Source organism: Vibrio sp. La 4.2.2 (assembly GCF_027586995.1).
Classification (GTDB): Bacteria; Pseudomonadota; Gammaproteobacteria; order Enterobacterales; family Vibrionaceae; genus Vibrio; species Vibrio mediterranei.
The window spans coordinates 577601-595948 of record NZ_JAPPTJ010000001.1 but is presented as its reverse complement, the minus strand read 5'-3'; the positions used below and the strand labels follow the sequence as shown (position 1 = coordinate 595948).

18 protein-coding genes are annotated in these 18348 nt (G+C 43.8%); 7 read left to right on the top strand and 11 right to left on the bottom strand.

From position 1 onward, the window contains the following. Positions 1 to 4: 4 nt before the first annotated feature. Both OH456_RS02680 and OH456_RS02675 read right to left on the bottom strand, forming a co-directional pair. On the bottom strand, positions 5 to 1123 hold the full coding sequence (locus OH456_RS02680; protein WP_062461998.1) for a DUF1254 domain-containing protein: 1119 nt from the start codon (positions 1121 to 1123) through the stop codon (positions 5 to 7). A 252-nt stretch (positions 1124 to 1375) separates the two neighbouring features. After that, complete coding sequence (locus OH456_RS02675) at positions 1376 to 2386, bottom strand: linear amide C-N hydrolase (protein ID WP_270032735.1); 1011 nt, start codon at positions 2384 to 2386, stop codon at positions 1376 to 1378. Positions 2387 to 2571: 185 nt separating this feature from the next. Between OH456_RS02675 and OH456_RS02670 the strand changes: the two genes are divergently transcribed. After that, complete coding sequence (locus OH456_RS02670) at positions 2572 to 3006, top strand: Mpo1 family 2-hydroxy fatty acid dioxygenase (RefSeq protein ID WP_270032734.1); 435 nt, start codon at positions 2572 to 2574, stop codon at positions 3004 to 3006. A gap of 83 nt (positions 3007 to 3089) precedes the next feature. On the opposite strand, the gene nhaD is transcribed toward OH456_RS02670, so the two are convergent. After that, the gene (gene nhaD / locus OH456_RS02665) at positions 3090 to 4532 is read right to left on the bottom strand and encodes a sodium:proton antiporter NhaD (RefSeq protein ID WP_006070121.1); all 1443 of its coding nucleotides are present in this window, start codon (positions 4530 to 4532) and stop codon (positions 3090 to 3092) included. 202 nt (positions 4533 to 4734) lie between these two features. Here nhaD and OH456_RS02660 point away from each other — a divergent pair, with 202 nt between their 5' ends. Next, entirely contained in the window at positions 4735 to 5298 is a 564-nt protein-coding gene (locus OH456_RS02660; RefSeq protein ID WP_006070120.1) for an SPOR domain-containing protein, read from the top strand. Positions 5299 to 5328: 30 nt separating this feature from the next. On the opposite strand, the gene OH456_RS02655 is transcribed toward OH456_RS02660, so the two are convergent. From OH456_RS02655 to OH456_RS02640, 4 genes are all read right to left on the bottom strand, one after another. After that, the gene (locus tag OH456_RS02655; protein ID WP_236109983.1) at positions 5329 to 6195 is read right to left on the bottom strand and encodes a glycerol kinase; all 867 of its coding nucleotides are present in this window, start codon (positions 6193 to 6195) and stop codon (positions 5329 to 5331) included. Positions 6196 to 6203: 8 nt separating this feature from the next. Next, positions 6204 to 6833 (bottom strand): thiamine phosphate synthase, encoded by a 630-nt coding sequence (gene thiE / locus OH456_RS02650; RefSeq protein WP_236109982.1) that lies wholly within the window; start codon positions 6831 to 6833, stop codon positions 6204 to 6206. A 9-nt stretch (positions 6834 to 6842) separates the two neighbouring features. Next, entirely contained in the window at positions 6843 to 7634 is a 792-nt protein-coding gene (thiM, locus tag OH456_RS02645) for a hydroxyethylthiazole kinase (RefSeq protein WP_236109981.1), read from the bottom strand. 104 nt (positions 7635 to 7738) lie between these two features. Next, positions 7739 to 8695 (bottom strand): AEC family transporter, encoded by a 957-nt coding sequence (locus OH456_RS02640; protein ID WP_006070116.1) that lies wholly within the window; start codon positions 8693 to 8695, stop codon positions 7739 to 7741. A gap of 130 nt (positions 8696 to 8825) precedes the next feature. Between OH456_RS02640 and OH456_RS02635 the strand changes: the two genes are divergently transcribed. From OH456_RS02635 to OH456_RS02625, 3 genes are all read left to right on the top strand, one after another. Beyond that, a complete protein-coding gene (locus OH456_RS02635) occupies positions 8826 to 9410 on the top strand; it encodes a TetR/AcrR family transcriptional regulator (RefSeq protein ID WP_006070115.1) in 585 nt (194 codons plus the stop codon). A gap of 63 nt (positions 9411 to 9473) precedes the next feature. Further along, a complete protein-coding gene (locus OH456_RS02630; protein ID WP_031494422.1) occupies positions 9474 to 10325 on the top strand; it encodes an alpha/beta fold hydrolase in 852 nt (283 codons plus the stop codon). Between the two features lie 285 nt (positions 10326 to 10610). Continuing rightward, positions 10611 to 11999, top strand: coding sequence for an SLC13 family permease (locus OH456_RS02625; protein ID WP_006070113.1), 1389 nt, complete (start codon positions 10611 to 10613; stop codon positions 11997 to 11999). Positions 12000 to 12081: 82 nt separating this feature from the next. Here OH456_RS02625 and OH456_RS02620 read toward each other — a convergent pair whose 3' ends face one another. The 3 genes from OH456_RS02620 to OH456_RS02610 all read right to left on the bottom strand — a co-directional run bounded on the left by OH456_RS02620 (position 12082) and on the right by OH456_RS02610 (position 13991). Beyond that, positions 12082 to 12684: an SGNH/GDSL hydrolase family protein gene (locus OH456_RS02620; RefSeq protein WP_270032733.1), complete on the bottom strand. Its 603-nt coding sequence runs from the start codon at positions 12682 to 12684 to the stop codon at positions 12082 to 12084. Between the two features lie 61 nt (positions 12685 to 12745). Further along, on the bottom strand, positions 12746 to 13423 hold the full coding sequence (locus OH456_RS02615) for a DUF2057 family protein (RefSeq protein ID WP_198558590.1): 678 nt from the start codon (positions 13421 to 13423) through the stop codon (positions 12746 to 12748). A gap of 112 nt (positions 13424 to 13535) precedes the next feature. Then, positions 13536 to 13991: a PACE efflux transporter gene (locus OH456_RS02610; RefSeq protein ID WP_038168217.1), complete on the bottom strand. Its 456-nt coding sequence runs from the start codon at positions 13989 to 13991 to the stop codon at positions 13536 to 13538. Between the two features lie 371 nt (positions 13992 to 14362). Here OH456_RS02610 and OH456_RS02605 point away from each other — a divergent pair, with 371 nt between their 5' ends. Beyond that, entirely contained in the window at positions 14363 to 15532 is a 1170-nt protein-coding gene (locus OH456_RS02605; protein ID WP_270032732.1) for a hypothetical protein, read from the top strand. Between the two features lie 140 nt (positions 15533 to 15672). After that, a complete protein-coding gene (locus OH456_RS02600; RefSeq protein ID WP_038221951.1) occupies positions 15673 to 16548 on the top strand; it encodes a LysR family transcriptional regulator in 876 nt (291 codons plus the stop codon). Positions 16549 to 16580: 32 nt separating this feature from the next. On the opposite strand, the gene OH456_RS02595 is transcribed toward OH456_RS02600, so the two are convergent. Next, positions 16581 to 18344, bottom strand: a complete 1764-nt coding sequence (locus OH456_RS02595) for a sensor domain-containing diguanylate cyclase (RefSeq protein ID WP_270032731.1) — start codon at positions 18342 to 18344, stop codon at positions 16581 to 16583. Between the last annotated feature and the right edge of the window lie 4 nt (positions 18345 to 18348).

Sequence of the window (18348 nt, the reverse complement as noted above, 5' to 3'; positions counted from 1 at the left end):
GACGTTATTTTGAGTGAGGTTGCTCCACACCTTTTGCATATGTCACGATTTCGGTATCGGAATTAGGTTTATACATTCGTAGTATTCCCGTCCAGCCTTGTTCCACCTCAATGTTGTTGATGGCTTGAGAACCACAATTAAAGTTGACGGTATAGCTGCCATCGCTATTTTGTCTGAGTTCATCTTCACGACTTGATAACGCAAATTTCTCAGTGTGAACGTAGGCATCTGCGCCGTAAGTCGTGATTGAGAAGAAACCGTTTTTACCCAGTGGTGGGGCGTCGAAGTTCATTGTTTGACACTGACCTGAGCGATCCTCAGCAAGTAAAACTTTGTAGTAAGCGTGCTCGCTCGGCAGTCCTCCGAATCCCATTGACGTTAAGCCTCTTGCATGAAAAAGTTCGACTTTACGTTGTTCTAGATTCTGTTCTGGTTTTAGAGGCTTGCCTTCAGGTCCACCCATCGCCTTGGTAAAGTCGAGCTTGAGTACATCGGCTTCTAAAGATAAACGAACATTTTCTCTATCAAACTGGTCAAATCCTTTTGGTATATAAGGGTTTGCAAAGTTGGCGGTCCCTTTAATCATATCTTGCTTTGCATTTCCGGCCTTAATATCAGCAGGGGAGTTGGAAGCAACTTGGGTGCGTGCGATGACCCAAACATGCTTACCAGAAGAGAGCATCTCTGGCGTAATGGTAATCCTATTTTTCCCTTTCTCTGCATATAGGACAGCGACAGTGCGATGCTGTTCATCGATGATCTGAAGAGTCTGATAGGAATCGAGTATTGGTAGTTCGAATGTTACGCCACCCTCGGCATCCCAGATTGATTTTGAATAGAGCGTATCTCGATTCTGGCGTACGACGGTCTGAGTATCCATGGTGAGTAGTTGACGATCGTGAGTAAACTGGTTGATGCCGGACTTCTCTTGCTGCTCGAAAAAGTATTTGTCGGACTCCGCAAGGATAAAGTTATCTTTGGTAACTTTTGTCGAGCCGCCGTTCAAGATTTGAGTCTCAGTCGGTTGCCCTTTCTTAGGTAAATGGTCACCAAGATCGTGAGCGATTGACGCAGAAGTGAACAGGGTAGCTGTCAGGGAAGCGATGATTGTCAGTTTTTTCATTTCAATAACCTTTCGTGTCTCTATTGTACTGTTCGAGCATTGAGGACGCTGCCCGACCGTTCGTTTGACCGTATGACTCTCCCTAGCACGACAATTGGTTTATTTCCTTAGGTCTGGGTAAATCATAGAGAGATAAAGATATATTTTGAAATCATTAAATCTAATTATTGATATGTTTTTGGTGCATATCGTGGTTCGCTGTAATCAACGAACCATGATGTAGCCTTGGATATTAACTACGCATCTAGGTGACTAGTTAGCAGCTTCTGCTTTAGGATGAGCACCGAGAACGACTTCTGCGGCTTGATTGTTATCGAACATCGTAAAGTTGTAACTCTCTACTTGCCATGTGTCGTAACGGTCTAGGTAAATCGCTTTCGCATTCTGGTCTGTATAGACTGTCCATAGTGTAGGGAATACATCATTAAGATATGGGTCAATTTGGTCATAGCCAGCAAAGACCGTTGCTCCAGCAGCTTTCAGGCTATTCAAGGCTTCGCCACTGTCTGTAACGTCACGCTTATACATATCTTCAACCACTTCTTTGGCGCGTAGTCGTCTATCATAAGCGCGGATCGTTGCGCCCGATTCTGCTTTCTCTTTATCCAAGTTGATATGGAAACCGAATTCAGGATCATTGGATAAGTACTGGACACTCGGTGCATCTGTCATATCGCCGTGATAGATTTTGACCTCGCCACCAACAAACTCAATCACTGCGCTATCACCATTGGCGTCGGTGAGGTGATAATGCACAGGCGCTGGAAGGCATTCATTTTCATGGCCTGGCAAATCACATACTTTGTCTTGGACAACATCAATCTTGTCCAGTGTAGCAACGACCTCTTCAACGGAAGCGAAGTTATCGACCGCGTAATTTGCGAATTGTGATGCATCTACATCAAGCACGCCGGCGCGGTTAGGTGCCATTTCGGTGTATTCCAATCCAAGATAAAGAATACGAGCGACCAAACCTTCTTGGTTCATTGCTTCGGCGACAATTTCTGGTTCGAATGATTTGATTTTGATAGACGCGTATTTACTGGTCGTGTTAACTGACTCTTTAGTTGTGCTGTATTGATTTGAGATGCCTTTACCTGTGCCGACGACCACAGCATCATCGTGTCCAAACCAATCCATGGTTCTCACTGAGAGACTAGCATCACCGTTATTGTAGATTGCTGATGTGCATGCTGTTACATCTGCGACGTAACCTGCTGATAGTGTTGCGACAAGAGCTAGACTTAGGACTGACTTTTTCATAATGACCTCACATGTTTGGTGTTGTGTTGTGTTGTGTTTTGTTGAGGCCATAATAGACAACTAACGTTAATAGCTTAAATTAGCACCTGTAAGTGAGGCTAATAGGGTGGAGTAGGTGGATGAATAGGAAGAGTTGTTGATTTTGGTCTAGAGTATTAACACCAGCCGAATAACAAGGAAGTCAAATGAAGTCGTTACAGCAGTGGTTAGATGCTTACGGAGAGAGTCACCAGAACAGTACTAATCGAAAAATACACAAAATCGCAGTTCCCGGTATCTATCTTTCTATTGTGGGGTTGATCTGGTGTCTACCTCAGTTACCACTTGGTGGCATGTCTATTAACTGGGTATGGATTGTGATGCTACCTGTGATGGTTTTCTATTTTCGTTTATCACGGTCTGTATTTATTCAGATGCTGATCTTTACTCTTGCATGTTTGGCAATTATTACCTTCGCTGCAATGCTGGGAATGTCGGTGCTTACCGTCTGTATTGGTATGTTTGTGGTACTTTGGATAATGCAGTTTGTTGGACACAAGATTGAAGGAAAAAAGCCATCGTTTTTTGATGATTTACAGTTCTTGCTGATTGGACCTATTTGGGTGTTTCGCCAGAAATGATGGTTGACTTAAAAAAGACCGCTATCCCAGTCAAACTAGGATAGCGGTCTTTGTATTTAACAATAATGCCTTCGACAATCGGTTTAGAACAGTCCTCCGTTCATCGAAAGGTGAGCGAGAATACTGGCAGCGTAGCCGAGGGCAATCACCGGCATCCACTTCAAATGTCCGAAGAAAGTGTATTTGCCGTGGGCAGCACCCATTAATGCAACGCCAGCTGCTGAACCGATAGACAGCAAGCTACCGCCGACACCTGCCGTTAACGTTACGAGCAGCCAGTTGCCCATAGAGAGCTCTGGGTTCATAGTCAATACCGCAAACATTACTGGAATGTTATCGACGATGGCCGAAAGAATACCTACCATTACGTTGGCCCAAACGGGATCCCATTGGGTATACATGATTTCTGAGACCACACTTAGATAACCTAGCAAACTTAACCCACCGACACACATCACCACTCCATAGAAGAATAGCAATGTATCCCATTCGGCATGAGAGACTCGTCTAAATACATCAAACGGTACGATGGAACCTAGTCGTTTCAGTGCGGTTTCGTCGTTGTTTGCTATAGCGATGGCTTTCTTCTTAGCAATGGAGCGAGGCAACGTTTTACGCAGGAAGAACCCGAAGAACTGTAGGTAAGCTAGTCCCATCATCATGCCCATGACCGGAGGGAAATGAAGCACTGCGTGGAAGGCAACGGCCGTTGCAATGGTGAGAATAAAGAGTCCAACAATGCGAAACGCTCCACGTTTTAGTTCTACGTGAGCATGGACCGCATCAGGTTGTGTCTTAGGAACAAACAGCGACATGATCACGGCAGGCACAATGTAGTTAATCACTGAGGGGACGAACAGAGGCATAAATTCGGAGAAAGACACATGCCCCGCTTGCCAAACCATTAAGGTGGTAATATCACCAAATGGGCTGAATGCACCGCCCGCATTAGCTGCGACCACGATGTTAATACAGGCAATATTTACAAATCGTAGATTGCTTCCCCCCACTTTAAGTACCACGGCACACATTAATAGTGCGGTGGTGAGGTTATCGGCAATAGGGGAGATGAAGAAAGAGAGGATACCTGTTAACCAAAATAAGGTTCGAAAGTTAAAGCCTTTTCCGACCATCCAAGATTGAAGTGCATCGAATAGTCGCCGCTCTTCCATCGCCGATATGTAGGTCATTGCTACCAATAAGAAAAGTAAGAGCTCGGCGTATTCAAGTAGATTATGTTCTAGTGCGGATTTTGCGACTTCTATTTGACCAAGGTCTTTATAGACTAATCCGATTATTATCCAAATTAAGCCTGCTGCGAGCAGAACAGGTTTTGACTTACGTAATTTAAGGTATTCCTCCATCATGACAAGGGTATAAGCAATACCAAAAATAAGTAATGCTGCATAACCTACTGTGGATTGAGTGAAGTTAAAGGTATCCGAAGATACCGTTTCCGAAGCGAAAGTAGACGTGGCGATAAAAGGGAGTACAAAAAGGGTCTGCCATCGACTTTTTTTCATCATGTTTTGATCCTTCAAAAGCTAAATAAAATCAGGCGCTAACAATTGCGATACGATATTTTAAAGGTTATTCAACATTTTCGTTGTGAGCTAACTCGAATCTGATGAAGAGCTTGTGGTTAAAAAATAGACTTTTGACAATGTTTTCAGACCTCCTAGGCTTAGATGAAGGAATCTGTCTAATTTGGTGTAAGGGAGCAAACTCATGAAAACAGTCATTTCATTCTTGTTGACGACACTAATGTTTCTATTTGCGAATCCAGCTCTAGCCGAAACGCAACCTTACGTTTGTGACAGTGCCAACAAAGTAAACCTGCCGTTTCCAGTCTTAGAAAGTGAATGTCCTATTGGAGAAGGGTTATGGGGACGCAGTGTGCCAAGCGAGAGTGATAAGTCTTTCTGGATACAATGTGGGTTCGTTCAATCGGGAAGTTTGCGTGCAGTACCTAGCAACTTGCAGCAAAATGTCAGTAAATCGATATGGTTAAAACCTGAAATAGACGGAGATCGTTGCTTGATTGGTCCGTATGAAAACTTCGAAGCAGCAAGTCTCGATTTAGCCGAGGTGAAAGCTCTACCGGCCTATAAAGATGCGTTTATCAGAACAACCAGCACTTTGATTACTACCAGTGAAACCCAGTTGGTGGCCAGTGCTGAAGGAGAGTCATCTGCGAACTCGTTGAAAGAAAGCTATAGTGCAGTGGTTGCGGCCACTCCTTTTATGATTGGTGGGCAGCATGGGCGCAACTCGTGCCTCTGTTACTTTTAGCGAAGGCTTGATTACAGCGATTAGAGCTAATCAGTATGCTTTGATACCAAACGGCTTTAATTTTTTCGGTAATAGCTCATCCAAATTCTGAATATCGTCTGGGAATATTTCAATAAGACTCAGGTCATGCTCTTGATAAAGCGTACGTGTGTGTTCAATGGTCCTGTCGTCTGCTGCATCGCTATCTGAGCCCCAATATTGTAGGTAGACTTTCCCTTGTGGTAAGTAAAAATCACTCACGACATCTTGTTCTATTGGTAACTGCCGTTGATAAGCATGAACAACGCCAGCCATATATAACCAGTTATCAATAATTAGCTCGCCTTTCGATTGAACGTAATGACCATCGAGAGTGCGGTGCTTTGCCGCGAATTTTTGCCGAAAACTCGAGAAGGATTTTTCAGTAGAGTGCGCTTCTGCATCGTGACCTTTAAATTCGATGACGGACTGTTTTAATCGAGCGTGGCGCAATACAGAGGGGTGCCAAACCACAAACTCATTGTTGTTCTGTTTATCTTTACGAAGACGAGCACCAGCGCGAAGGCCAATGGCCGTCGCCTTCCATTGGCTATCGTCACGCTTTATCCAACCTAGCTCACTAAGTAGAAGATTGATCTTTTTAGCCGGAAGCGCAAAGTGTTCACCAAGTTGTGTTGCAGTCAGTGTTGAGTCACTAATAAGTGTATCGTCGATTACAAGGTTTGCCGGCCACACGATAAAGCGTCCATATTTTTCACTGTCCACATAGTCACCGCCGAAACGATGCCCAATGTCAGTCAGTAACCAACTGGACTCGTGCCAGCTGATATAACCTGCGCGCTTCAAAAGCGTAAACAGTACTTTAGACTCTTGGTTTCGACTTTTTGCTAGTGCGGATGTGGACAGTTTATCGTGCATTCGATTCCTTACTCGACCTTTTCCATAATAGTTAACAGTTGCTGAGCTGCTTGTTTGGGTGAGCCGGCATGACTAATTGCTGAAACGATCGCGACACCATGAACACCAGTTTTTGCCACATCTAACAAGTTTGATTCGTTGATACCACCAATAGCAACAATAGGTAGCTCTATCTGTTGAAGTGCATTCGTAAGCCCTTCAAGCCCCCATTCAGTTTTTATGTTGGTTTTGGTTGTCGTTGAGAATATGGCGCTTAGCCCAATATAGTCGATTGGAAGCTGTTTCGCTTGTTGCAGTTGCGTTTCGCTTTCAATAGAAAGACCAAGAATCTTATCCTCACCGATAAGGGTTCGAGCTAGGGTCGCTGGCATATCGGTCTGTCCCAAATGCACGCCATCTGCATCGATGGCAAGGGCGACGTCTACTCGGTCATTGATGATCAATGGAACGTTAGTACCCTCAAGCACCTTTTTGACAGCTGCTGCTTTGGTGATGAAGGTCCTAATATCATGATGCTTTTCACGTATTTGCACCATTGTCACTCCACCTTCAACAGCCTGCTTCACGACTTCTATTAACGTATCGAGGTCTTGATTTTCGTCTGTTACAAGATAGAGTCGATAAGGGTTGCGAGTCATCGTTTGTCCTTAACATTCTTTAATGTGGAGACGGCGTAGCACTTCTTCATCACAAAGCTGATACAGAGCATCAAGCAAATTCATTTGCAGTGAACCTGGGCCTTTTGATTGTTCAGCCGCGATTTCACCTGCGATGGCAAATATTGCCGCAGCCGCGAGGCCTGTGGTTTCACCAACCGCAGCAAATGCTCCTGTTACCGCTGATAGTGAGCACCCCATACCGGTGACAAAAGGCATCATCTCATGACCATTACTCAGTGCGTGAGTGGCTTCTTTATTGACGACGTAGTCGGTTTCACCTGAGATTACGACACAGCAGTTGTAGGCCTCTACTAATGCGCGCGCCGCAGATAAAGCTGCCTCACTTGAATCCAGTGCATCAACACCTTTGTTTTGTGATTTCTCCCCTGCCATGGCAATGATTTCTGATGCGTTACCACGAATGATTAAGTTGTCAGCGAGTTCTGCAAGTTGACGAGCGGTTGAGGTTCTTAATTTGGTTGCGCCACATCCAACAGGATCGAGTACAACTGGCTTATTATTTTCATTGGCTTGTTCTACGGCGAAGAACATACCAGGACGCCACACACTATCTAAAGTTCCAATATTGATGACTAGTGCGCCTGCGAATGACATCATTTCCGCCATTTCTTGCTTTGAGTGTGACATGATTGGTGAAGCACCTACGGCTAATAGCGCATTGGCGGTGTTATTCATGACAACAAAATTCGTGATATTGACGACGAGTGGTTTTTGCTCACGTACTTTTTGTAGCGCGTTGATAATAAGGTCTTTGTTCATGTTTATCTCCAAACCTAGATTGAGCCGATAGAATGACAATAAATTAAAACAGGCTCAGGTTATGACTTTTTGAATGATTGTAATGGTATTTAGCTCTGTTTGCTTTAGATAGCGTGTAAAGAGGTCAGAATAATGATACCGACAGTGCAAGTAAGCGTCGAAAGCACTGTTGTCAGTGCGATGATATTCGCTGCAAGCACTGAGTTTCCTCCCATAGAGCGAGCCATGACGTAGCTTGCAGCAGCGACTGGCGATGCACTCATAAAAAATAGAATGCCTAACTCCAAACCTCTAAAACCGAACCAGTAGCCTGCTGTTGTCACCACAAATGGAGCCAAAATAAGTTTGTAACTACTGGCGAGCCATGCTGGTTTCTGTTCTTTTTTCATCGAGCTTAAGTCTAGCGACCCTCCGGTACAAAGGAGGGCTAATGGCAATGTCATTCTGGCGAAATAATTACCAGCATCAATGGCTATATCAGGCACGGGAATCGACAACATGTAGAATACCAGACCAGACACAATTGCGATAATTAATGGGTTTTTGGTCAATGTAGTCAGCATGATTTTTCCGGCTGAAACACCAGAGTCTGTGCCTTTTGGGGTAAGGCAAATCACCGCTTGAACATTATAAATAAAGGTAGTGACAGCAACATAGATAGCCGCTAAAGCGACCCCTTTTTCTCCGTATGCGTTGGCGACGTAAGCCAAGCCTATAATCCCGGTATTAGCTCGAAAACTTCCTTGAATAATGACGCCTTTATCCGTGGAGTGACGAAACATGGCGCCAACAGAGGTGTATGTGAAAATGAAGAAAAGTATATTGGCAATAATACTAAAAGTAATGAATTGGCTCGCTGCGGAGAAATTGTGCTCGGAGTTGACGATGCTTAAAAATAGCATGGCAGGTAGGGTAACTTTAAAGACTAACTTAGACGCCACGTCGATAAAATTATCGTTGATCAGACCGATTCGTTTGAACACTACTCCCAAAATGATCATAAGACAAATTGGGCCCGTGATGGTGATAGAAAACAGCAGTTGGTCGACCAAAGAGTCCATAAACATTCCATATTATCAGCGCAGTAGCATTGAATAATTATTCCACATCTTCTCATCCCAATAAATCAAGGATTGTAAAAAAGTACGACCGTGCTAAATTGGTGGTGTATTCGTTTTATTAGAGATTTAAATGAGCAAAGGTAAGCTGACCAAAGAGCACATTCTTAATCAAGCGTTCGGCATAGCGAGTCGTGAAGGCTTAGAAAGCCTGACGATCGGTGAACTGGCTAAGCAGTGTCAGATGTCAAAGAGTGGTCTATTTGCGCATTTTAATTCCAAAGTGAACTTACAGGTAGCGGTGGTTGAGTATGCCGACGCTACGTTTCAGACTCGTGTGATCGCCCCTGTTAGAGAGCATCAGCATGAGTTGGTTATTGATAAGCTTAAGCATTTGATTGATAACTGGATGTGTTGGAATCAATCTTTCCAAGGCAGCTGTATGTTTATCGATGCTTGGCGTGATAATCGTCAAGACGAACTGCAAGTTTCTCTACGCAAGGCGATTTATCGCTGGATCAGCTACTTAACGATACAAATCGAGAAGGCCGTCGAAACTGGTGAGTTGAAAAAAGATCTGGATGTTAAGCAAGCGGCATTTGAACTTTATGGGCACTATCTTAGTGCGCATGTTTTTTACTCCCTCGTTGGGCAAGAAGAAAGTAGCCAAAGGTTTTGGAATAGTGTGACTAAGTCTTTTGAGTCTTGGTCGAGCTAATAAACATTTTTTTAAGATAAAAAAGCACGACCGTTCGAATTGTGCTGCAAGGAAGAGTCAGTCATGAGTGACAAAATTTACTTCAACACTTCTAATAAATTCAGTTTTAAAAAGCGCATGATTAACCTTACAACGCGCGCTCATCATAAGTTGGCGCCTAATCATGCGAAGAACACCGCGAAGAAGCTATTGTTGACGCCTGTTCGTTCTAAACCAAAGAATTCTGAGCCTCAGGGATTGGTAAAGGGTGAGATCGCGACGCCAGAAGGGATGTTAAAGACATATCGTCTTGGTACAGGTCCTGTGTGGATTTTGACTCATGGTTGGTCTGGTACGGCAAGCCAATTCTTCCCGCTAATGGAGCACATCGCAAGTCGAGGGTTTACTGCGCTTGCGTATGATCATCCTGCTCATGGTGAAAGTGAAGGTGCGTTTGGGCATATTCCTGCTTTTGTCGGCGGTTTAGAAGGTCTGCTAGACAATGAAGACGATGTTGCTGGGTTAGTTGGGCACAGCATGGGCACGGCTTCGGCGATTGAATGTAAGCACGCGAAACTTCATGATAAACCTTTGCTGCTTATCGCGCCGGTTCTCGACTATCTTGATAATTTGTTTGGTAGCGTCGCGCGTTCTGGCTATTCGATGCGTTTGTTTGAAGCGGTAGTCGATGATATTCAAACCCAATATCAATACCCTCTGCAAACCATCGATCCCTATAACAAATTAGCACTTCGCAATGCGCCAACTATTATCGTTCATGATGAAAAGGATCGTTTCACTAAATATTCCGTGTCGAAGAAAGCAGCGCAAGAGATGGTCAATGTAGAGTTGGTCACGACACATGGACAAGGACATGGTCGCGTTATGCAATGTCAGGAGGCAAAATCGAGCTTTGATAAGCTGATTGGTGCTTAATAAAATCAAGATGTTGTAATTATATCCATATTGTTGATGTGGTTAACAGATTGATAATTTTTCATTATGCGCTTGGTTTTCTATATGGGATCATAGCTTGGTCCCATAAGCGTAGAAACTGAGTATCAGTGTCGTATCCTCTTTAATATAACTACATCGGATACAGTCAGCCTTCTGATCGAATCTAACTTCCGGTTTCATTATCTCGTTTATGGCGTTAGGGCCGCGACATTGAAGCGTGTTTCAAGGTCGCTTTCGCCCGTCTAATCAAAGGAAGCCATAATAATGAATAGAAACGATAGTGTCCCCTTACCCTCCAATACCCGAGAGTGGTTCTTTAACCGTAATAGCATGATTATTCTTGCCGACGTCGTGCTGTTTGCTGTGCTCTATAACACCTTACCATTTGAACCCAGTGTCGTGCTGGGAATTAGTATCTTAGCGTTTATTGCTGTGCTGTGGTTGACCGAAGCGCTTCACGTGACTGTGACTGCTATATTGGTGCCGGTGATTGCGGTTTTGTTCGGTGTATTTGATACGCAGACCGCTTTAAATAACTTTGCCAATTCCATCATATTTTTGTTCTTGGGTGGTTTTGCACTAGCAGCTGCTATGCATAGGCAAGGCTTAGACAAGGTTATTGCCGATAAAGTGCTAGTAATGGCAAAAGGTAAGATGAGCGTTGCGGTGTTCATGCTGTTTGGCGTTACCGCACTTTTATCTATGTGGATCAGTAATACTGCTACCGCGGCAATGATGTTGCCATTGGTGCTTGGTGTATTAAGTAAAGTAAATGAAGAAAGCGGCCACAACACGTACGTTTTTGTACTACTTGGCATTGCTTATAGTGCGAGTATTGGTGGTATTGCAACAATGGTTGGAAGTCCACCTAACGCGATCGCCGCAGCGGAGGTAGGGCTCTCTTTTACTGACTGGATGGCATTTGGCTTACCAACATCAATCATTCTGCTCCCTATTGCATTAGCTGTCTTGTTCTTTGTATTAAAACCTAAGCTTGATGGTGAGTTCGAAATCAATCATGAGCAAGTGAATTGGGATAAAGGAAAAGTAGTTACTCTGCTTATCTTTGGTCTTACCGTATTCTTGTGGATATTCAGCAAACCGATCAATGCAATGTTGGGCGGGTATGCGAAATTTGACACCATCGTTGCTCTTGGCGCTATTGTTGCGGTGAACTTTGCTCGAGTAGTTCATTGGAAGGATATTGAGAAGACCGCAGACTGGGGTGTCTTACTGCTGTTTGGTGGTGGTATCTGTTTGAGTAATGTCCTTAAGGCGACGGGAACGAGTGTTTTTCTTGCCAATGAATTAAGTGACATGATCTCTCAGTTCAACATGTTGGTGATTATCTTGGTGATTGCGGCGTTCGTGGTCTTCTTAACTGAGTTTGCCAGTAACACGGCGAGCGCGGCGTTGCTGATTCCGGTTTTTGCGAGTGTCGCTGAAGCGTTTGGAATGTCACCAGTGATTTTGTCGGTGTTAATTGCAGTGGCAGCCTCTTGTGCGTTTATGCTTCCGGTAGCGACACCTCCGAATGCGATTGTTTTTGCCTCTGGTCATATTAAACAGCAAGAGATGATGCGTATTGGTATTATCTTGAATATCGCTTGTATCGGCGCTTTGACCATAATTGCAATGAGCTTTTGGGCATAGTCTAACGTCATCGAGTTGACTAAATAATCAAATAGGTCGTAAATAGAAAAGGGTCATCAGTGTGTACTGATGACCCTTTTGCTTACCAGTTTATTTCGTCCAGCGCATTATAGATAAGCTGAGCGCCAAGCGGTGATAAATGAATACCATCGGCTTGGTATAGCGATGCGTAGCCTCTTTCGCATGCATATTGTTCAAACGTTTGGTAGATATCCACGACCTCAAGCCCATTCTCTCCGCTGCTGTACATTGCTTTCAACTTTTCGACATGTTTTTGGCTCAACTGCTTAATAGCACTGCGTATGGCTTCAACGGTGTCTTTACGATTGCCAAACATTGGGAGCGAACCAACTGGGTCGATAGCAGAAGTGACGATTAAAATGGGTTGAATACCATGATGTTGAGACTGAGCAATCATAGCGTTGAGGTTACTGGCAACCACACTGATATCTGTGCCCCAGTTGAGGTCGTTCAGCCCGCCAAATAGAACTACGGCATCAGGAGCTTGGTCTAAAACTTGTTGTTTGAATCTAGATAGCATTCCTGTTGTCGTGTCGCCAGGTACACCGCAGTTGATAAACTCAATATCTGGATGGGTTGCAATGAGTTTATCTGACCAGTTTTGATTTGTGGCTAAACCCCATCCAGCCGTCAAGCTGTCACCCAATAGGACGATTTTTTTCACGTATTATTCTCGTATGATCGAAAAAGCCGCTCCATTAAGAGCGGCTTTTGAATAAGGTAGATTAGTTGCTGCTGATGTATTCTTTAAAGCGGGCTTTAGTGTCAGCATCTGCCTTGTTGTACCAAAAGATTAGCATCTCTTCAGCCGTATTGTCTGCTGCGCCACCTGGTACTGCGATTTCTGCGTTTGCTGAATTAGCAGGTAAAGTTGCGGGTAGCGTTACTGCGGAAACAGTGCCTGCTACAGCGATAGCGGCTACGCCACCTTTACGGTTGTAATCCTCGGCTTCTCGGTCGTAATCACGACCTATCTGCATACCGTCCTTAATCAGTTTATCCTGAGTCACTGGAATAGCATTGCCATCAGCGTCGACCAAAGACCATTTAAAACTATCAATGTCCTTTTTAGCCTGGCGTTCATTCTGGTAGGTGGGCACTTCTAGAGTGAGTTCTGTATTGCTAGCATCAAATCGAGCGATGATTGCTTTGCTTGGAACCGTAACACGTTCTTCTCGATTCAAATCAAACAAAGGCTCGAAGCGAAATACAATTTGATTTACACCATCTGGAAGCGTAGCAGTTTTTCCAGAAGAGAAGAAACCGTTGGATTTTGTAACTGGGTCTCCAGCATTGACTGATAGTAGATCAACAGAGTCTGGGATTTTGATCGTCACATCAGCAACAGCCATGGTGCTGCAACCGGCGAGTAATGCACAAGCAAGAATCTTAGAAGCTTTCATTTTATTTTATCCTAGCAGAATTATTCTAATAGTTTAGCGTACACTAGATTGCCTATGTTATGGATTGATTGCAATCTTCGCCGCAATACTAATATGGAATTTAATCAAAAAATTACAATGCATGCTTGTCATTGTTGTGGTCGACGATCGGAAATACTGCATCGTAAACCAGATTAAAGAAATAGGCGTAAAATAGAGCCACAATTACGAAGCCCAAGTCAGCTAGCACGGCATCGATTAATGATAGGTTTAAGCTCCATGCCAACAATGGAATAGTCGCGACTAGTAACCCTAACTCGAACAGTAATGCGTGGTAGACACGTTGAGTGGGGGTCTTTTTTGATGTCCCTCGTAAGTAAATCAAAGCTCGATCAAAAGCATAATTGTAAATGTAGTTCCAGACCATAGCGATCAACGACAGCGAAAATGCAGTTAACGCTGCGGTTTTGACGTTAGCTCCGAAAACAAACATACAAATTGGTGCTGCAATAAGTAACAGTAATAGCTCGAACAAAATAGTATGTCTCAATCTATCCGCAGGGCTTCGCATTACATTTTTTGAATTCACAATGTGCTCTCCTTCACATCTCATCGAATTGCGCAAACTTTATAAAAAAAATATTACATTTTGAAGATCGATCTATTATATTTTCGAATTGGTCGGAGGAGTGATGACTCTAATGCCATATTTTCGTAAGAATATGATCTAAATATACGTTTTCAATAACTTCAATGAATGCGTTGCTCATTTTGTGTGTTATTAATATATATATGATCGACTATTGTTTGTTCTGAATTGCCAGTTTTGAAAATTACCTATTAACTATGCGGATACTTGGTCTTTTTCCTCAAACTAATATTTAGTAGGATGTCGATTGGTGATACCTCCACCAAACTGCACTCAATGAGCCTAAGTGGTCTCAAAAGAATGGAATCTAAGTGCTACGTACGATTTTCAATAACGCACAGAGATTTCATTTGAACACGCCAAACTTTTCATCGACTTTGATGGCTATATCAATACTAGCTTTTGCCCCTTATTGCGATGCGAGCGAATCGAAGACTTCAACAGAGAGTCAGGACAAGCCCGAAGAATCGGTGGAAACATCAGATGAGCTTCCTGACCGCAAGTTCGCCGCATTTCCTGTTCCAATTACTGATGATGCACTTGGTCTGGGTCTTGGCGTTAATGCCATGTACCTTCACGACCGAGCCGAAGGCGCTAAAAACCCCTCTACCAGTATGTTTTACGGTCAATACACTGATACAGGCAGTGGCATGGCAATCATAGGACATGAACATGTTTTCGCGCATGATGCGTGGCGTGCGGGTTTCTATGCTGGACACTTTGGTCTCAATTTGAAATACACAGGGCGCGTCGGAATGCAGTTACCTAAAGCCGCTCAATATTCATCCTACTCTAACTTTGTTTACGCAGAGGTACGTAAGCAAATCATTGATGATCTGTATCTGGGGGTGCAAGGTTTGTGGAGTGGTGGTAACGCAAGCCTTAATGAGCATACCGATCCAGAAATTAAAAAAGCGTTTGAGCAAGAAATGAGTGGCAGCAATAGTGCGCTCGGACTGCTTATGACCTACGACTCTCGCGATAATATGATGGGGGCGACGCAGGGATTAAACGTCGATTTGAGTACCTTGCACTACTCAAGAGACAAACGGACGGGCAAACGCTTTACCAGACTGGATGCAGAAATTAGTCAATATTTCCCAATTGGAGATGATGTGCTGGCGTACCGAGTTATGGGTAAGGAAATGTTAGGTGATGCGCCAGAATATGAGTTTGTGACCCCCAGTTTACGTGGTGCCGATTGGAATAAATACCGAGGCAGTTCAGTGTACCAAGCTGAAATTGAATATAGGCATAAGTTCTCCACACTCTGGAGCGGTGTGGCTTTCGCTGGTGCGGCGTTGATAGGTAATCAGGACCGGTACTACACGCACTCGGTTCAGTCTGAAGTTGTGCCGTCGGCTGGCGTCGGTGTTCGTTACCTATTGAATGCCAAAGAGCGATTTACTGTTGGCGTAGACGCGGCGGTATCAAAGATGGGAAATACCAGCTTTTATATCCGTTTTGGAGAAGCTTTCTAGATGCCAGCTAAGCCATTTTATTGATTTATAGCGCAAATAATCGGTACTGGCATTATTGTTTTGGTTTATCTTTGGGTGCAATTTTTGTGCTATTGTTTTACGATGGTGCGCTTGTTAATAATATAGTCAAAGGGTTGGGTATGCTGAATATTGAACAGCTTGTTGCTTTTGTCGCTGCGGCAGAACAAGGCTCATTTTCTGCTGCTGCGAGGCATTTAGGAAAAAGCCAAAGCTCAGTGAGCATTGGTGTCAATAATCTGGAGGTCGATCTCGGGATTACGCTCTTCGATCGCAGTACCAAGTACCCTAAGCTGACGCCGCAGGGTGAGCGAATGTTATCGCAAGCTAAGGTGCTATTAAGACAAGCTGAACGAATTCGTAATTACTCTCAAGCTAGCGTTGATAGTGTCGAAGATACACTTAAGATAGCCATTGATCCTTTATTGCCATTTTCTTTGTTGGAATCCGCAATTGAGAAAATGTCTCAACGCTTTCCTTTCACACAAGTCGATGTTTCGAGGCTTGCAGCACACCATCTCACTAACGCGATTATCAAAGATGAAGTGGAACTTGGTTTCAACCTAGCGGCCGACGCGGTGCCAGAAGGGCTAGACTTTGTTTCTATCGCTAATATTGAGTGGGTCTGTATTTGTAGCCCAGATTCGATTTTTGCCGACATGCAGCAAGTGAGCAATGAAACCCTTATTGGCGAACGACAAATTGTATGTCGCAGCATGATGCAGAATACGGTGCTTCAGGCTCAGGGCGCGTTTTCTCAAGATATTTGGCAAGCAGACGATCAAGAAGATGTGATCAAGCTGGTGGAGCAGGGTATCGGTTGGGCGATTGTGCCTAAAGATTTCACTGTTGAAAAGCAAGCGATGGGTACCTTGATTGATTTTAGGCCTGAATTCCAGCGCTATGAAATGATGAACTCTGCGGATGTGCTGTGGAAATCCAATACGAGGTTAGGTCCTGCTGCTAAGTACTTATGTGAGATGCTTGGTGTCTTCTAAGTAAAAATAGCCCCTCAACCGAGGGGCTATTTTTATGCTTGATGAATATGGACTTGATTACGACCTTTTAGTTTTGCCTGCTGTAGGCTTTGAGTAGCTCTACCAATAATGCCATCTGTACTATCTCCTGTTGCTGTAACGCCAATAGAGACGGTTGCTGTAATCCATTCATCATGAATGTTCAAAGGTAGCTTTTCTATCAGCTGTCTTAACCATTCAAGCTGCTTTTTCGCATCGACGTTGTCGTTTGCCTCGAATAGTACCGCAAATAGTCCGCTTTCATAGCGAGCAATGCAATGTGACTTTGGCTTTGGGAAGCTGCGTTTGATGATGTCTGCTACATACAGAATAATCGTGTCGCCAATCATATCGCCATAGTCAGCATTGATTCTTTTTAATCCATTTATATCGATCAAAGCAAAGTAAGCGCTAGAATTTCTGAGTTGCTGGGTCAACTCTGAACGCATGGTGAGCTTGTTGTCCAGTCCAGTAAGTGAATCCTTATCGTTGAGGTATTGGAACAGCAATAAGTTTGAAAGAGCGACTTCAGAGAAATCTCGAATAGCCCTTATTACGCCATCAAAGGCAAAAAACGCACTCTTAACGTATATCACGCCAATTAGGGTATCCCTCTGAAATAGCGGCAATATGTAATGACGCCCATTCACTTGAAGCTTTCGCGCTAACGCATCATTGTTACTGTTATATACATAGTTCAATTGACGTGAGGTGAAGATGGACGGCAATGACTGGCATTGATGAATAACTTTGGTATTGCCATGAAAGTCGACGGTTTTAAAGCTCCCAGTATCTTGTTCGTATAGACAAAATTGTACGCCTTTGTGGAAGATAAAGCGGTCAAAGATGGCGCGAAGATCGTGTTTAAAATGAGCAATGTCAGGCGCCTGGTTGAGTCTTGCTAAAGAGTGGTTGAGCTGGTAACTGATGTAGTTAATAGATAGAGCCAGCGATAACAGCGCTAATATCACCAAAGCGGTGAGTGAAATCTGATAAGACGTAAACAGAATATCTGCTCGACTCGTTCCAGAAACGAATATCCATTTCATTGGGTTTCTTGCGTCAAACATACTGACTTTGAGTTCGCCATTGTAGTGGTATTCGTAGCTACCTCTAGTTTGTCCATAGGTGATCTTCTGTTCTAGACCCTTTAGGTAGCTGATGGATTCTGTGCCGATTCTCAGAGGATTAGGATGGAAAATAAGTCGGCCATTGGTGCCATCTATTACGAATACATAGCCTTCTTTAAGCGTTTTCATATTCGCGAGATATTGGGTGATATGCTGAGCGTCTACCTCAAACCAGACTTCTAGCCTGGGGTGACTAAGTTGCTGTTTGATAGCAAATACCCAGAGCCCATCTTGCTTTTGATATAGGGTCGAAACAGCATACTGGTGCGAAAGAGCATCGAAGGAGTGCCACTGAATCGATGACTTTGTCTGCTCGCTAATACCTTCTCCATGATTATCGACATAGGTTTGAGCGATCGGGTCGAACACACTAATACTTTTATACAGGTACGTGTTGTCTAGTGTTTGCGTAACAAGTGAAGCAAAACGTGCGTCGTCAATATTCTTTTGCAGTAAATCCACTTTTGCAAAGGTCGCTTCAATTTGTGACCAAACTAGTGCCGTTGCCATTTTCACATTGGACTGAGATTGAGATTTCGCGAGTTGAAGAGAATGTTGATATTGCTGATAGGAGATAAAAACAAGCGCTGCAATAAGAGCAAAAGTGAGCGGTTTTAGAGCTCGTAGTAGGATTTTCGGCAGAGACATATTG

What these genes read in the sequence shown, in the direction of transcription:
- OH456_RS02625 (WP_006070113.1), top strand. Translation starts at nt 10,611, where the DNA reads ATGAATAGAAACGATAGTGTCCCCTTACCCTCCAATACCCGAGAGTGG.
- OH456_RS02670 (WP_270032734.1), top strand. Translation starts at nt 2,572, where the DNA reads ATGAAGTCGTTACAGCAGTGGTTAGATGCTTACGGAGAGAGTCACCAG.
- OH456_RS02615 (WP_198558590.1), bottom strand. Translation starts at nt 13,423, where the DNA reads ATGAAAGCTTCTAAGATTCTTGCTTGTGCATTACTCGCCGGTTGCAGC.
- thiM (WP_236109981.1), bottom strand. Translation starts at nt 7,634, where the DNA reads ATGAACAAAGACCTTATTATCAACGCGCTACAAAAAGTACGTGAGCAA.
- OH456_RS02630 (WP_031494422.1), top strand. Translation starts at nt 9,474, where the DNA reads ATGAGTGACAAAATTTACTTCAACACTTCTAATAAATTCAGTTTTAAA.
- nhaD (WP_006070121.1), bottom strand. Translation starts at nt 4,532, where the DNA reads ATGATGAAAAAAAGTCGATGGCAGACCCTTTTTGTACTCCCTTTTATC.
- OH456_RS02660 (WP_006070120.1), top strand. Translation starts at nt 4,735, where the DNA reads ATGAAAACAGTCATTTCATTCTTGTTGACGACACTAATGTTTCTATTT.
- OH456_RS02595 (WP_270032731.1), bottom strand. Translation starts at nt 18,344, where the DNA reads ATGTCTCTGCCGAAAATCCTACTACGAGCTCTAAAACCGCTCACTTTT.
- OH456_RS02640 (WP_006070116.1), bottom strand. Translation starts at nt 8,695, where the DNA reads ATGGACTCTTTGGTCGACCAACTGCTGTTTTCTATCACCATCACGGGC.
- OH456_RS02675 (WP_270032735.1), bottom strand. Translation starts at nt 2,386, where the DNA reads ATGAAAAAGTCAGTCCTAAGTCTAGCTCTTGTCGCAACACTATCAGCA.
- OH456_RS02680 (WP_062461998.1), bottom strand. Translation starts at nt 1,123, where the DNA reads ATGAAAAAACTGACAATCATCGCTTCCCTGACAGCTACCCTGTTCACT.
- thiE (WP_236109982.1), bottom strand. Translation starts at nt 6,833, where the DNA reads ATGACTCGCAACCCTTATCGACTCTATCTTGTAACAGACGAAAATCAA.
- OH456_RS02655 (WP_236109983.1), bottom strand. Translation starts at nt 6,195, where the DNA reads ATGCACGATAAACTGTCCACATCCGCACTAGCAAAAAGTCGAAACCAA.
- OH456_RS02600 (WP_038221951.1), top strand. Translation starts at nt 15,673, where the DNA reads ATGCTGAATATTGAACAGCTTGTTGCTTTTGTCGCTGCGGCAGAACAA.
- OH456_RS02635 (WP_006070115.1), top strand. Translation starts at nt 8,826, where the DNA reads ATGAGCAAAGGTAAGCTGACCAAAGAGCACATTCTTAATCAAGCGTTC.